Raw genomic sequence first — 14,364 nt, 5'->3', positions numbered from 1 at the left:
CTCTCACGCGAGACGGGGACGACCACCCGGGCCGTCCCCGCCTGCTGCGACGTGGGGTTCTACTGCTGCTCTGCGAGCAGCTCGTCGATCAGGTCCTTGCCGATCACGTCCGCGTGCTCCTGCCACACCTTCGGTACGACCGCATCCTTGAAGGCCTTGCGCTGCGCCTCGTCCAGCTCGGTGATCGTCGTGGTCTTGGCGTCCACGATCGTCTGCTTGGCATCCTGGTTGATCTCGGCAGCCACCTCGCGGTTGTACTCCGAGGACTCCTGCGCCGCGGCGTCCACGGCCTCCTGCAGGTCATCCGGCAGGCTGTCGTAGAACTCCTGGTTCACCACGAGCACGTAGCCGATGTAGCCGTGGTTGGACTCGGTGATGAACTTCTGCACGGTGTGCATGTTCTGCGACTCGATGTTGGAGTACGGGTTCTCCTGGCCGTTGACGACGCCCTGCTGGAGGGCGTTGTAGACCTCGGCGAAGGCCAGGGGGGTGGAACCGGCACCCCAGGCGGAGAACTGGCTGCGCAGCACGTCCGACGGCTGGATCCGGAACCGCAATCCCTTCAGGTCGGCCGGCGCGGTCATCTGCTTGTTCGACGACAGCTGCTTCAACCCGTTGTCCCACAGGTTGAGCACCTTGATGTTCTTCGTCCCGAGCGCTTCGTTCTCGAAGATCGCCTTGCCGGCGGCGGTGCCGGGCGAGGCCACCTCCGGGATGTCCTCGACGCTGCCGAACAGGAACGGCAGGTCCAGCACCTGGAGCTGCGGGGCGATGGTGGTGAACTTCGCGCTTGCGGGGGCGAGCATCTGGACCGCCCCCGACTGGAGCGCCTGCAGCTCGTCCTTGTCGCCGTACAGCTCGGAGTTGGGGTAGATCTCGACGGTGATGCGGCCGTCGCTCTCCTGCTCGAGGACCTCCTTGAACTTCTCGGCCGCCTGGCCCTTGGGCGTCTGCGGCGTGACGACGTGCGCGAACTTGATGGTGTAGCTCTGCTCACCCTCGGCGCCGCCTCCACCCCCGCCGCGAGCGCCCCCGCAGGCAGTCAGGGTCACGGCCGCCAGCGCGACGACAGCCGCGAGACCTTGCCTACGCGTCAGTTGCTTCACGTGCACACTCCTCGTCGTTCCCGCCGCCACAGGCAGCGGGTGGGTGAGTCCTGGTCCGCTCCGGAAAAGGCGTGACTCGCGCCAGCGCGCGGGCGACGTCACAGGAGCAGGTCAGATTGTACGGCCCTCGGCCGGGTCCCCCGGACGCTGCGCGAGCAGCCCCGGGCCGATCTGCAGGACAGTGTCGCGGAAGGCCGCCGCGGCAGGTGGGCCGGCCCCCGCCCGCCGCCACACCAGGCCGAGGACGCGGGTGGTGTGGGGCTGGGTGACCTCGAGCTCCACCACGGAAGGGGCAGCGCCGGCCGGGTCGGGCGGCAGCAGCGCCACGCCCAGTCCGGCTGCCACCAGGCCGCGTACGGTGTCGATCTCCTCACCCTCGAACGCGAGCTTCGGCACGAACCCGGCGGCCAGGCACCAGGCGTCGGTGGTGGCGCGCAGCCCGTAGCCGCGTCCCAGTCCCACGAACTGCTCGGGTGCCGCCTCGGACAGCTGCAGCCGGCGACGGTCCGCCAGCGGGTGGCCCTGGGGGACGACCAGGTGCAGCCGCTGCTCGTGGAGAGCGGCCGACACCAGGTCCGGCTCCTGCGGGAGCGGCGAGGTGAGGCAGAGGTCGAGCATCCCGGCCCGGAGCAGCTCCAGCAGGCCGTCGTGCCCGCGCTGCACCAACTCGAAGCGCACGGCAGGACGCTCCTGCCGGAACTCCCTCAGCAGTTGGGGCACGGCCGCACCGCCCAGGGTGTGCAGGAACCCGAAGGCGACCCGGCCACCGTCCGGTCCGGCATGCTCGACCACCGCGCGCAGGCCCGCCTCGAGGTCGGCCATCGCGCGTTCGACGTGCTCGAGCAGCAGCGCACCGGCGCGGCTCAGCCGCAGCGTCCGGCCCGTGCGCAGGAACAGTGCACTGCCGAGGTCCCGCTCCAGCCGGGCGATGCTGCGGCTCAGCGTCGGCTGCGGGACGCCGATCGCCTCGGCCGCCCTCGTGACGTGCTCGGCGCGCGCCACCGCCACGAACTGCCGCAGCCTGGGGGCGAGCGCGGACAGCAGTCCGTCCAGGTGGCGGTCCTCATGCTCGGCGGACATGGGTGGAGACTCTTTCATGTATTGGACGCATAGCGGCGATGGGGTCCACCATGGACCTGATGACGCCGGCGCCCCCTGCCCCCACCTGGACCGGTCATGCCCGCGGAACGGCCGGCTACCGCCGGCTCGTCGGCGCGATCTGGGCGGCGGGCGTCGGCTCGTTCACGCTGCTCTACTCCCCGCAGGCGCTGCTGCCGCTGTTGTCGCAGGACCTGCAGGTACCGCCCTCCACAGCGGCACTGGTGGTGTCGGTGGCGACCGGGACACTCGCGCTGGCGCTGGTCCCGATGAGCGCCCTGGCGAGGCGGTTCGGCCGCACCCGGCTGATGACCGTCGCGCTGACGACGGCTGCGGTGCTCGGGCTGCTCGCGCCGCTGGCGCCCTCCCTCGAGGTCCTGCTGGTGCTGCGGGCCCTGCAGGGCGTGGCGATCGCGGGGCTGCCGGCGCTGGCCATGGCGCACCTGTCCGAGGAGGTCCAGCCGGGCGCCGTCGGGGGCGCCATGGGTCTCTATGTCGCCGGCAACACCGTGGGCGGGCTGTCCGGACGGCTGCTGTCGAGCACGGTGGCCGATGCCGCCGGCTGGCGGGCCGGCATGGCGGCGGTGGGGCTGCTGGCCCTGCTGTGCGTCGTCGCCTTCCGCGTCCTGCTGCCACCGCCGACGGCGGCAGCGGCCACCTCCGGCCACGGCGTGCTGCTGGGCCATCTCGCACGGCACCTGCGTGACCCGGGGGTACGCCGGCTGTGCCTGACCAGCTTCTTCGGGATGTCGGCCTTCGTGACCGTCTACAACTTCCTCGGCTACCGGCTGCTGCAGGAGCCGTTCGGCCTGTCGCAGACGCTGGTCGGGCTCGTCTTCCTGACCTACCTCGCCGGCACCGCGACCGCCCCGCTCGCCGGGCGGCTGGGCGACCGGGTCGGGCGCCGGGCGGTGCTGCTCGGCAGCGCCGTGCTGACGCTGGCGGCGGCATTGCTGACCCTGAGCAACCTGCTGGCGCTCGTCCTGCTCGGGCTGGTCCTGTTCACCGTCGGCTTCTTCGGCGTGCACACCTCGGCCAGCGGGATGGTCGGCAACCGGGCCCGGGTCGGGCGCTCGGAGGCCTCCGCGCTGTACCTGCTCGCCTACTACGCCGGCAGCAGCATCGGCGGCTGGGTGGGCGGCTTGGCCTACGAGCGCGGCGACTGGCCGGGCACGGTGCTCTACGTCGCCGGGCTCACCCTGGTGGGGCTCGGGCTGGCGCTGCTGCTGGGGCGCACGCCGGCGTTGGCCCCGGCGGGCTGAGCCGACCGGCTCAGCCGCCCGGGAGAGACGCCCGGGAGAGACGCCCGGGAGAGACGCTCTCAGGCGCCGCCGGAGCCACCCTCGTGCACGGCGACGCTCGGCTCGATCCCGTCGGCTCCGACGACCTCGCGCCAGGCCTCGAAACCGACCTGGAAGGCCACGATGCCTGCTTCCGGCAAGGCGATCTCGATCGCCTCGAGGATCTCCTGCGGCGTCACACCGAGGTCCAGGGCGACCCGGATGTGACTGGTGATGTGGCCCTTGGATGCCCGCATCACGGTCAGGCTCAGGATGAACAGCAGCTCTTTGGTGCGCCGGTCGAGGGTGCGCTGGTTCAGGTAGGCGGCGTCGACCAGCCCGTTGGCGGCCTGCAGGACGTCGTAGTCCTGCTTGGCCATCACCTTGTGGTAGTCCAGCACGTAGCCGCGCTTTCGGGCCATGTCGTCGATGTAGGCCTGCTTGTCCTGCTCGGTCGCCATGCGGCTCCTTCTCCTGGTGGGGGACGGTCAGTGCAGCTCGGTGCCGGCGCGGCTCTCGACGTACGCCGCGACGTGCGTGTGGTCGGCGTCGGCGGGCAGCGTCCGGCCCGCGGCCGTCCACTCCTCCAGGGCGCCGGCGGACAGCGGTACGGGGGTGCCCGTCTCGTGCGCGAGCTCGAGGGCGGTGCGCAGGTCCTTGACCATCAGGCGCAGCGAGAATCCGGAGTCGAATGCGCGGGACAGCACGAACCGCGCCATCTTCACCTCGGTCGCGTGGTTGCGGCCGGTGGACCGGTTGAGCACGTCGAGCATGACCTGCGGCTCGAGACCGAAGTTGGCGCCGACCGCCAGCACCTCCGAGGCCGCCGCCAGCCCGATCGCGGACAGCAGGTTGTTCAGTGCCTTCATCGCGTGGCCGGCGCCGGGGCCGCCGACATGCGTGACGTCGCCGCCCATCGCGGCGAGCAGCGGCTGCACCCGCGCGTACGCCGCGTCGGTCGCACCCACCATCACCGCGAGCGAGGCGTCGCGGGCCCGGGCGACGCCGCCGGACACCGGCGCGTCGACGTAGTCGATCCCCGCCTCGCCCGCGCGGGCCGCCAGCGCCACGGTGCTCGAGGGCCGCGAGGAGCTCATGTCCACCACGACGGCGCCGGCGGCGAGCCGGGTGAGCAGACCCTGCTCGCCGAGCAGCACGCCCTCGACGGCGGCACTGTCCGGCAGCATCAGGACGACCACCGGGGCGGTGGCGTCGGCCCCGACCGCCGTCGCCCCCAGCTGGTCGGCCAGTGCCCGGGCGCGGGCCTCGTCGACGTCGCGCAGCAGTAGCTCCCGGCCCGAGCGGGCCAGCGCCGTCGCCATCGGCGTGCCCATCGCGCCCAGCCCCACGAACAGGACCGGCCCCTCTGCGGCGACCGTCATCGTGCACCCTCGCTGTCTGCCGTCGTACGGCGGTCGGATCGGTCCGGGCGCTCGACGCCGCTCACGCGAGCAACCCGACGTAGCGCCAGTCGAGCACGTCCCGCGGAGGGTCCGCGGGGCCGGTGCGGGCGGTGACGCGGGAGCGCAGGTGCACCAGCCGGCCACCCGCCGGCCCCGGCTGCACGTCCTCCACGAGCACGGTGCTCTGCAGCGTGTCGCCCTCGCGGACCGGCCCGGTGTGGTCGCAGCCGTGCCACGCCAGCACGGTCACGAGCTCGGGCAGGGCACGCACCGCCTGGGTGAGGGCCAGCCCGATGGTGTGGCCGCCGTAGACGAGGCGGGTGCCGGCCTCGTCGTCGTGGTGGGTGCGGGCGACGTTCAGGGTCAGCCGGGCCAGCTCCGGGGCGCTGGAGACCACGTCGCCACCGCCGACCTGCCACTGGGTGCCCGGCAGGACCTCGCGGCGCAGGGCGGGCGGCAACGTGTCGCGGAAGGGCTCGAGGTCCCAGGCGGCGGCCACCGCACCGGGCTCCTGCACCGCCCGCCCGACGGCCGCGAGGTCGTCCGTGTGCCCGGTCCGCGCCGCCGCGTCGCGCAGCGGCAGCATGGCGCAGCGCCAGAAGTCCAGCACCGTCCGGTCCTGCTGGTCCGCGGTCGTGATCCGCAGCGCCACCAGGCCCGTGGGGGCCCGGTCGGGGCGCGGAGTGTTCTGCCGGAGCCCGACGACCTTGGTGCGCGTGTGCAGGGTGTCGCCGATGGTCGGCGCCCGCCGAAAGGCCAGCCCGCGGTAGAACAGGTTGGCCTTGACGTGATGGGTGACCGGCGTCGACTGCCCGATGGCCAGATCCCACACCAGCGACGGCGGGGCCATCGGGCGCTGCTCGCCGGTGACGTGCCGGCTCAGGTCGGCGTCGAGCGCGAGCCGCAGCCGCTCCCCGACGATGGCCGCGTGCACCGCAGCGGCGCCGTCGGTGAGCGTCGCCGGCGGTGCGGTCTCGAAGACGTCGCCGTGCGTGAGGTCGTCGAAGTAGGGGCCCTCGGCCACCGGGCTCTGCGCCCCCGGGCCCTCGGCCGCCCGGTCGGTCACGCGGACCCCCCCGCGCGGGCCAGCACCCGCCGGGCAGCCACGGCAACCGCCTCGTCGAGCATCTGCCCGTCCAGCAGCGCGGCACCGGCCGCACCCTCGCGGGCGGCCCGGTCCAGCGTCTCGAGCACCGCGCGGGCGTGCTCCACCTGCGCCGGCGCGGGGGTGAAGATCTCATTGAGGGCGTCCACCTGCCGGGGGTGGATCGCCCACTTGCCGTCGAAGCCGAGGTCGCGGGCCCGCTCGGCAGCGGCCGTGAAGGCCTCGTCGACGTGCACCCCGAGGTGCGGGCCGTCCACCGCCTGGACACCCGCCGCGCGGGCCGCGACCAGCACCGCCGACTGCACCGGCAGCCACAGCTGGAGCCGCCGCTCCGGAGCGGCCACGACCCCGAGGGAGGCGGCCAGGTCGGCGTAGCCGAGCACGAGGGCCTCCAGCCGCTCCCCCGCCCGGGCTGTCTCGGAGACGGCGGTGACGCCGGCCGCGCTCTCGATGAGCGCCTGGACGCCGATCCGGGAGCGGCGCCCGCTCCTGGCCTCGACGCCGTCCAGGAGCCGGTCCAGAAAAGCGAGGTCCCCCGGCCCCTCCACCTTGGGCAGGACCAGCGAGCCGGGCAGGACCGGCAGCTCGGCCAGGGCCGCGACGTCCAGGTGGCACCACGGCGAACGAGCCGGGTTGACCCGGACCGTGACGCGCGCGACGTCGGCGTCGGGCAGCTCGCGCAGCACGCCGACCAGCAACTCCCGCGCGCGGTCCTTGCTGCCGGGTTCGACGGCGTCCTCGAGGTCCAGGACGACCTGGTCGGCCGGGCTCTCGAGCGCCTTGGCCATCTTGCGCGCGTCGCTCGCGGGGACGGACAGCACCGAGCGCCGGGACGGCGTCGAGGCGGAAGCGACCTCTGTCACAGGGCCTGCTCTCCTTCCGGGCCTTGCCGCTGCCGGCCAGGCTGGTTACATTGGCCGTACCAATGTAGCCACACGGTACCCCCGAGGAGAAGCCGTTCCCGTCCGCACCGGCCACGAGGAGAGCGCCTACCGGGCGCTGGCCCGCGAGCTACGCGCCGCGCTGCTCGAAGGTCGCTACGGCGACAGTGGCCGGCTGCCCACCGAGGCCGAGCTCGCCCTCAGCCACGGCCTGAGCCGGCAGACGGTCCGGCGCGCGATGCTGGACCTGGTGAGCGAGGGGCTGATCTACCGGATCGCCGGTCGCGGCACGTTCCCGGCGCCGCGGGACTCCCGCTACGTGCGTCAGTTCGGCTCCGTCGAGGACCTCATGGCGCTGTCCCTGGACACTCGGCTGGAGCTCGTGCTCCCGCTGCAGCGCCGGGTGGATCTGGCCGCCGCCGGGCGGCTGCGGCTCGACAGCGACGTCGTCTGCAGCGTCAGCTTCCGGCGGCTGCACGACGGCGTGCCGCTGTGCTTCACCCAGGTGCACCTGCCGCTGGACGTGGGGCGGCTGCTGACCGACGTCCCCGAGCTGCAGGAGGTAGGGGCCACCAGCGAGCACACCGTCCTCGGCCTGCTCGACGACCGGCTCGCCGACCCGGTGCTCGAGGCCGATCAGAGCATCAGCGTCCATGCCGTCCCCGCCGAGGCGGCCGACGTGCTCGGTACCCCCGAGGGCGGGTGCGTCCTGCGGATCGACCGGATCTACACCGACAGCACGTCGCGGCCGGTCGAGCTCGCCACGAACTGGTTCCACCCCGACCGCTACTCCTACCGGGTCCGGCTGCGCCGTTCCGGCAGCTGACACATCACCCGCCCCGACTCCCGTCCACCCCTGGAGGAACCGTGCCGCACCCGGCCGTCGAGCTGGCCCGCTGGGCCACCACGCTCGCACCCACACCGCAGGACCTCGCCCTGGCCGACCGGTCGCTGCTGGACGTGCTCGCCGTGGCGGTCGCCGCCCGGGAGCACCCGATCGTCCCGGTCGTCGAGGAGCTGTCCGAGCCGGCCCGCTGGGCCACGCTCGGGCACGTGCTGGACTTCGACGACCTGCACATGGAGTCCACCACCCACATCAGCGTGGTCTGCGTCCCGGCGGCCCTCGCGGTCGGCGGGGACGCCCGCGCCTACCTGGCGGGCGCCGGGGTGATGGCGCGCCTGGGCACCGCGCTGGGCTGGCCGCACTACTCGGCCGGCTGGCACGCCACCTGCACCGCCGGGGCGCCGGCCGCCGCGGTCGCGGCGTCGGTGGCGCTCGGGCTCGACGCCGAGGCGACCGCCCGGGCGATGGCGCTGGCGTTGCCGGCGGCCGGCGGCGTCCAGCGTGCCTTCGGGACGCACGCCAAGTCGCTGCAGGTGGGCTTCGCGGCTGACGCGGGGGTCCGGGCGGCGCGGCTGGCGGCGGCCGGAGCGTCGGCCGACCCGACCGCACTGGACCAGTGGCTCGCCCTGGTGGGCGGCGACCCGGCCCGCCTCGACCTGTCCGGCCCGGCCGTCCCCGGCGGGCTGGCCGTGAAGGTGCACCCGTGCTGCTACGCGATGCAGCGGCCGATCGCCGCGGTACGCGAGACCGGGCTGGCCGCCCGCGACGTCGTGCGCGTCCGGCTGCGCACGCCCGCCGGCACGGTCCAGCCGCTGATCCACTCCCACCCGACCACCGGCCTCGAGGGCAAGTTCAGCCTGGAGTACGCCGTGGCCGCCGCGCTGCTGGACAGCTTCCCCGGCTTCGCCAGCTTCGAGGACGAGGCCGTCCGGCGTCCCGAGGCGGTCCGTCTCGCCGAGGCGGTCGAGGTCGAGCTGACCGACGGCGGGGACTGGCTGCTGGCCGGGACCTGCGAGGTGGAGCTGGACCTGCGCGACGGCTCGACCGTCCGCACCGTGCTGGAGGTGCCGCCCGGGGCGCCGGGCCGCCCGCCGAGCGGGCCGGAGATGGCCGCCAAGGTGCGGGACTGCGCCGGCCCTCTCGCCGAGGAGGTGCTCGCCGCCACGTGGGCCGACGCCGCCGGCCTGCTGCGCGCACGGCTGGCCCCCCGCACACCGGCACGGGTCGGCTGATGGCACTTCCGCTGGACGGCATCACCGTCGTGACGATCGAGCAGGCGGTCGCGGCCCCCTTCGCGACCCGCCAGCTCGCCGACCTCGGCGCGCGGGTCATCAAGGTCGAGCGGCCGGAGGCGGGCGACTTCGCCCGCGGCTACGACGAGTCGATCCAGGGGCAGTCCAGCTACTTCGTCTGGATCAACCGGTCGAAGGAGTCGCTGACCTGCGACCTCAAGTCACCCGAAGGCCTCGCCGTCGTCGACCGCCTGCTCGAGGACGCCGATGTCTTCGTGCAGAACCTCGCGCCCGGCGCGGCCAAGCGGCTGGGGCTGGACGCGGCGACGCTGCAGACCCGCCACCCGAGGCTGATCGTCTGCGACGTGACCGGCTTCGGCAGCACCGGCCCGTGGTGGGACCACAAGGCCTACGACCTGCTCGTGCAGTGCGAGGCCGGGCTGGTCTCGCTCACCGGACCGCCGGAGTCCCCCGCCAAGGCCGGCATCTCGGTGGCCGACATCGCCGCCGGGATGTACGCCTACAGCGGCATTCTCACCGCCCTGCTGCAGCGCGCGAACACCGGCGTGGCGCCGGCGCTGGAGGTCTCGCTGTTCGAGGCGCTCGCCGAGTGGATGGGCTCGCCGCTCTACTACACCGAGGGCTCCGGCCGGCAGCCCGACCGGGTCGGCATCGAGCACGCCACCATCGCCCCCTACGGCCCCTACACCGCCGGTGACGGCGGCGTCGTGCTCGTCGCGGTGCAGAACGACCGCGAGTGGCGCGCCCTGTGCCGGGTGGTGCTCGGCGACGCCGGCGTGGCCGACGACCCGCGCTTCGCCCGCAACTCCGACCGGGTCGCGAACCGCGCGGCGCTGAACGCGCTGATCAATGGCCGGTTCGGTCAGCTGACGGAGGCCCAGGCCGGCGAGCTGCTGTCCGCCGCGGACGTCGCGCACGCCAGCGTCAACTCCGTCCAGGGACTGCTGGACCACCCGGTCCTCGCCGGCCGCGAGCGCTGGCGGCAGGTGGACACCCCGGGCGGACCGATCCGCGCTCTGCTGCCGCCCACCTCCATCCACGGGGTCGACCCCCGCATGGACCCGGTGCCCGCTCTCGGCGAGCACACCCACGCGATCCTCACCTCCCTCGGCTACGACGAGGAGCGGATCACCCGCCTGCGCCAGAACGGCGCCGTATGAGCTCCCGGAGGACCACATGACCGAACTGAGCAGTGAAGAGCAGCAGATCGTCGAGCTCGTCCGCGACTTCGTGGACAAGGGGGTCAAGCCGGTCGCCAGCGACCTCGAGCACGCCAATGCCTACCCCGAGGCCCTCATCGAGCAGATGAAGGAGATGGGCATCTTCGGGCTCGCCATCCCCGAGCCGTACGGCCACGTCGCGGTGTCGACCCCGTGCTACGCGATGGTCACCGAGGAGCTGGCCCGTGGCTGGATGACCCTCGCGGGCGCGATGGGCGGCCACACCGTGGTGTCCAAGCTGCTGCTCGCGCACGGCACGGAGGAGCAGAAGGCGCACTACCTCCCGCTGATGGCGACCGGCGAGGTGCGCGCGACGATGGCCCTCACCGAGCCCGGCGGCGGCTCGGACCTGCAGGCGCTGCGCACGACGGCGCGCAAGGACGGCGAGGACTACCTCGTCAACGGCACCAAGACCTGGATCACCAACGCCCGGCGCTCGGCACTGCTCGCGGTGCTGGTGCGCACCGACCCGCAGGCCGACCCCCCGCACCGCGGCATGAGCATCCTGCTGTGCGAGCACGGCCCGGGTCTCGAGGTCTCGCGCGACCTGCCCAAGCTGGGCTACAAGGGCGTGGAGAGCTGCGAGCTGTCCTTCAGCGACTACCGCACGCCGCAGAGCTCGGTGCTCGGCGGCGTGGAGGGCAAGGGCTTCACCCAGTTCATGAAGGGGCTCGAGGTGGGCCGGATCCAGGTGGCTGCCCGGGCGACCGGCGTCGCCCGGGCAGCCCTGGAGGACTCGCTGAAGTACGCCCAGGAGCGGGAGAGCTTCGGCAAGCCGATCTGGCAGCACCAGTCGGTCGGCAACCTGCTGGCCGACATGGCCACCAAACTGGCGGCGGCCCAGCAGCTCGTCCAGCACGCCGCCCGCACCTACGACTCCGGCGCCCGCTCGGACCTCGAGGCCGGCATGGCCAAGCTGTTCGCGTCCGAGGCCGCGGCCGAGATCACGCTCAGCGCTATTCGGGTGCACGGCGGCTACGGCTACTCCACCGAGTTCGACGTGGAGCGGTACTTCCGCGACGCCCCGCTGATGATCGTCGGCGAGGGCACCAACGAGATCCAGCGCAACGTGATCGCCGCGCAGCTGGTCAAGCGCGGCGGACTGTAGTCCACGGCCGCAGCCCTCGGCCGCAGCCGGCGGGCCGGCCACCCGTTCTCTCCCCGAAGGACCCGACGTGCCCGACTTCAGCTACACGCCGCTGCTCCCGGTCACGCCGGGCGCCACCCCGTACCGGCTGCTCACCGCCGACGGCGTGTCGACCGTCTCCGTGCTCGGCCGTGACTTCCTGCAGGTCGACCCCGAGGCGCTGCGGTTGCTGGCCCGCGCAGCGCTGCGCGACATCTCCCACCTGCTGCGGCCGTCGCACCTGGCCTCGCTGCGGCACATCCACGACGATCCGGAGAGCTCGCCCAACGACCGGTTCGTGGCGCTGGACCTGCTCCGCAACGCCGCCATCGCCTCCGGCGGGGTGCTCCCGATGTGCCAGGACACCGGGACCGCGATCGTGCTCGGGACCCGCGGGCAGCAGGTCCTGACCGAGGGGCGGGACGCCGAGCACCTGTCGCGCGGGATCTTCGACGCCTACACCTCGCTCAACCTGCGCTACTCACAGCTCGCCCCGCTGACCATGTGGGACGAGGTCAACACCGGCAGCAACCTGCCCGCGCAGATCGAGCTGCAGGCCGGTGACGGCGCGGCGTACGACTTCCTGTTCATGGCCAAGGGCGGCGGCTCGGCCAACAAGTCCTTCCTCTACCAGGAGACCAAGGCGCTGCTGAATCCCGCCTCGATGCTGCGCTTCCTGCAGGAGAAGATCGCCTCGCTCGGTACGGCTGCCTGCCCCCCGTACCACCTCGCCGTCGTGATCGGCGGGACCAGCGCGGAGTACGCGCTCAAGACCGCGAAGCTGGCCAGCGCGCGCTACCTCGACACCCTGCCCGTCACCGGCTCGCCCGGCGGCCACGGCTTCCGCGACCTCGAGCTCGAGGCGCAGGTGCACGAGATCACCCGGCAGATCGGCCTCGGCGCGCAGTTCGGCGGGAAGTGGTTCTGCCACGACGTCCGGGTCGTGCGGCTGCCCCGCCACGGCGGGTCCTGCCCGGTCGCGATCGCCGTGTCCTGCTCCGCGGACCGGCAGGCCCGGGCCCGGATCGATGCCGACGGCGTCTGGCTCGAGGAGCTGGAGGCCGACCCGGCGCACTACCTGCCCGAGGTGACCGACGAGCAGCTCGGCGGCGACGTCCTGCGGATCGACCTCGACCAGCCGCTGGACGCCGTCCGCGCGCAGCTGTCCCGTCTCCCCGTCACGACGCGGGTGTCGCTGACCGGCCCGCTGGTGGTCGCCCGCGACATCGCGCACGCGAAGTTCGGTGAGCTGCTGGACGCCGGGCAGCCACTGCCGGCCTACCTGCGCGAGCACGCCGTCTACTACGCCGGCCCGGCCAAGACTCCGGAGGGCATGGTGTCCGGGTCCTTCGGGCCGACGACGGCCGGCCGGATGGACGGTTACGTGCCGCGGCTGCAGGCCGCCGGCGGTTCGCTGGTGATGCTGGCCAAGGGCAATCGCAGCCGGCAGGTGACCGAGTCCTGCCGGGAGCACGGCGGCTTCTACCTGGCCTCGGTGGGCGGACCGGCGGCCCGGCTGGCCCAGGACTGCATCCGCAAGGTGGAGCTGCTGGAATACCCCGAGCTGGGCATGGAAGCGGTCTGGCGGATCGAGGTCGAGGACTTCCCCGCCTTCGTGGTCGTCGACGACAAGGGCAACGACTTCTACGCGCCGCAGGACACCGGGACGCCGGTCACCATCGGCAGCCGCCCACCCGAGGGCGCCCCGCCGGCAGCCCCGTGACCGGCGCCGGCCGCGCCGCCCAGGCTCCGCCGGCGGCCGTCGGTCGCACCGTTGCCGCCGCCGCGCTGTCGACGGTGCTGGCGTCCCTGCCGGTGTTCCTGCTGGGCGGCCTCGCGGTGCTTGTACGCGGTGAGCTGGGCTTCGGTGAGCTGCAGCTCGGCCTCGCGGTCAGCACCTTCTTCGCGGTGGCAGCGGTGACCGCCGTACCGGCCGGCCGGGTCGCGCACCGGCTCGGTGCACGGTCGACGACGATCCTGGGCGCCTTCCTGTCGGCCGCCGCGTTGGTCGCCATGGCGCTGGCCGGGTCGTACGCCGTGCTGCTGGTGGCGCTGTCCGTCGCGGGCGTGGCCAACTCGCTCGCCCAGATCGGCAGTAACCAGGCGCTGGCCCGGGCCGTCCCGGTCGCCCGCCAGGGCTTGGCCTTCGGCGTGAAGCAGTCCGCGGTACCCGCCGCCACGCTGATCGCGGGGCTGGCCGTGCCCGCCGTCGGACTGACGCTGGGCTGGCGGGCGGCCTTCCTCGGGACCGCGCTGCTGGCGCTGGTCTACCTCCCGCTGGTTCCCCGAGCCGCGCGGCCGGATGCGGCACCGAGCCCGCGGGCCGACCGTACGGGGGACACTGCCGTCCGCGTCCTGGCGCTGCTGAGTCTGGCCGGCGCCCTCGCCTCGGGCGCCGCGAACGCCCTCGGCGCCTTCCTGGTCGAGTCGGCCGTCTCGGTCGGGCTGTCCACCGGCTCCGCCGGGCTGCTGCTCGCCGGCGGGAGCGCGCTCGGGGTCATCGTCCGGCTGCTCGCCGGCTGGCGGGCGGACGCGCGCGAGGGCGGCCACCTGGCGGTCGTCATCGCCATGATCGGTACCGGGGCGGTCGGGATGGCCCTGCTGGCGACCACGTCGGTGCCGATGCTGGTACCGGGGACGGCGCTGGCCTTCGGCCTCGGCTGGAGCTGGCCGGGCCTGCTCACCTTCGCCGTCGTGCGCCTCAACCCGGCTGCGCCCGCCATCGCCACCAGCATCACGCAGACCGGCATCTTCGCCGGCGGTGCGACGGGGCCGCTGCTGTTCGGGCTGCTGGTCGAGGCCTTCTCCTACCGGGTCGCCTGGTCGGTGGCGGCGCTCGCCCTGCTCGGGTCGGCGCTGCTCATGACGGTGGCCCGGCGGGTGCTGCGCCAGGGCCTGGCCCAGCAGCCGCCGGTCGCGCCGTTCCGGCAGCAGTCCTCCGACATGGGCACAGCCGGGCTGGCCCTGGACGACGTGGCCGGGCTGCTCGACGGCCTCGAGGGCGACGAGCGGCGCTCGTGATCCTCGACGCGAGCCCGCGGTCCGTCA

The 14,364-nt window shown here is 73.6% G+C and carries 13 protein-coding genes; 7 read left to right on the top strand and 6 right to left on the bottom strand.

The window, feature by feature from the left end; genetic code table 11:
• Positions 1 to 59 precede the first annotated feature (59 nt).
• Together WD794_12410 and WD794_12405 are read right to left on the bottom strand one after the other, a co-directional pair.
• Positions 60 to 1,106 (bottom strand): DctP family TRAP transporter solute-binding subunit, encoded by a 1,047-nt coding sequence (locus WD794_12410; GenBank protein MEX2291113.1) that lies wholly within the window; start codon positions 1,104 to 1,106, stop codon positions 60 to 62.
• Between the two features lie 111 nt (positions 1,107 to 1,217).
• Positions 1,218 to 2,186 (bottom strand): LysR family transcriptional regulator, encoded by a 969-nt coding sequence (locus WD794_12405; GenBank protein MEX2291112.1) that lies wholly within the window; start codon positions 2,184 to 2,186, stop codon positions 1,218 to 1,220.
• Between the two features lie 59 nt (positions 2,187 to 2,245).
• Between WD794_12405 and WD794_12400 the strand changes: the two genes are divergently transcribed.
• Positions 2,246 to 3,466, top strand: a complete 1,221-nt coding sequence (locus WD794_12400) for an MFS transporter (protein MEX2291111.1) — start codon at positions 2,246 to 2,248, stop codon at positions 3,464 to 3,466.
• 59 nt (positions 3,467 to 3,525) lie between these two features.
• On the opposite strand, the gene WD794_12395 is transcribed toward WD794_12400, so the two are convergent.
• The 4 genes from WD794_12395 to WD794_12380 form a co-directional block, all read right to left on the bottom strand.
• Positions 3,526 to 3,945 carry a carboxymuconolactone decarboxylase family protein gene (locus WD794_12395; protein ID MEX2291110.1) on the bottom strand — a complete coding sequence of 140 codons (420 nt, stop codon included), beginning with the start codon at positions 3,943 to 3,945 and terminating at the stop codon, positions 3,526 to 3,528.
• Positions 3,946 to 3,972: 27 nt separating this feature from the next.
• Positions 3,973 to 4,866 (bottom strand): NAD(P)-dependent oxidoreductase, encoded by an 894-nt coding sequence (locus WD794_12390; protein MEX2291109.1) that lies wholly within the window; start codon positions 4,864 to 4,866, stop codon positions 3,973 to 3,975.
• 61 nt (positions 4,867 to 4,927) lie between these two features.
• Entirely contained in the window at positions 4,928 to 5,953 is a 1,026-nt protein-coding gene (locus tag WD794_12385) for a MaoC family dehydratase (GenBank protein ID MEX2291108.1), read from the bottom strand.
• Positions 5,950 to 6,855: a CoA ester lyase gene (locus WD794_12380; GenBank protein ID MEX2291107.1), complete on the bottom strand. Its 906-nt coding sequence runs from the start codon at positions 6,853 to 6,855 to the stop codon at positions 5,950 to 5,952. Before WD794_12380 ends, WD794_12385 begins: the two co-directional genes overlap by 4 nt.
• On the opposite strand from WD794_12380, the gene WD794_12375 reads away from it, so the two are divergent.
• From WD794_12375 to WD794_12350, 6 genes are all read left to right on the top strand, one after another.
• Entirely contained in the window at positions 6,773 to 7,699 is a 927-nt protein-coding gene (locus WD794_12375) for a GntR family transcriptional regulator (GenBank protein ID MEX2291106.1), read from the top strand. The genes WD794_12380 and WD794_12375 overlap by 83 nt on opposite strands.
• Positions 7,700 to 7,740: 41 nt before the next feature.
• Positions 7,741 to 8,949 (top strand): MmgE/PrpD family protein, encoded by a 1,209-nt coding sequence (locus WD794_12370; GenBank protein ID MEX2291105.1) that lies wholly within the window; start codon positions 7,741 to 7,743, stop codon positions 8,947 to 8,949.
• Positions 8,949 to 10,130, top strand: a complete 1,182-nt coding sequence (locus WD794_12365) for a CaiB/BaiF CoA-transferase family protein (protein ID MEX2291104.1) — start codon at positions 8,949 to 8,951, stop codon at positions 10,128 to 10,130. The genes WD794_12370 and WD794_12365 overlap by 1 nt, the downstream gene beginning before the upstream one ends.
• Positions 10,131 to 10,146: 16 nt before the next feature.
• Positions 10,147 to 11,298, top strand: coding sequence for an acyl-CoA dehydrogenase family protein (locus tag WD794_12360; GenBank protein MEX2291103.1), 1,152 nt, complete (start codon positions 10,147 to 10,149; stop codon positions 11,296 to 11,298).
• 67 nt (positions 11,299 to 11,365) lie between these two features.
• Entirely contained in the window at positions 11,366 to 13,039 is a 1,674-nt protein-coding gene (locus tag WD794_12355) for a fumarate hydratase (protein ID MEX2291102.1), read from the top strand.
• Positions 13,036 to 14,337 (top strand): MFS transporter, encoded by a 1,302-nt coding sequence (locus WD794_12350; GenBank protein MEX2291101.1) that lies wholly within the window; start codon positions 13,036 to 13,038, stop codon positions 14,335 to 14,337. Before WD794_12355 ends, WD794_12350 begins: the two co-directional genes overlap by 4 nt.
• Positions 14,338 to 14,364 lie beyond the last annotated feature (27 nt).

It is taken from the genome of Mycobacteriales bacterium, assembly GCA_040902655.1.
Classification (GTDB): Bacteria; Actinomycetota; Actinomycetes; order Mycobacteriales; family SCTD01; genus SCTD01.
Note: the sequence above shows the minus strand (reverse complement) of the source record. Positions and strands in the feature narration are given on the sequence as shown.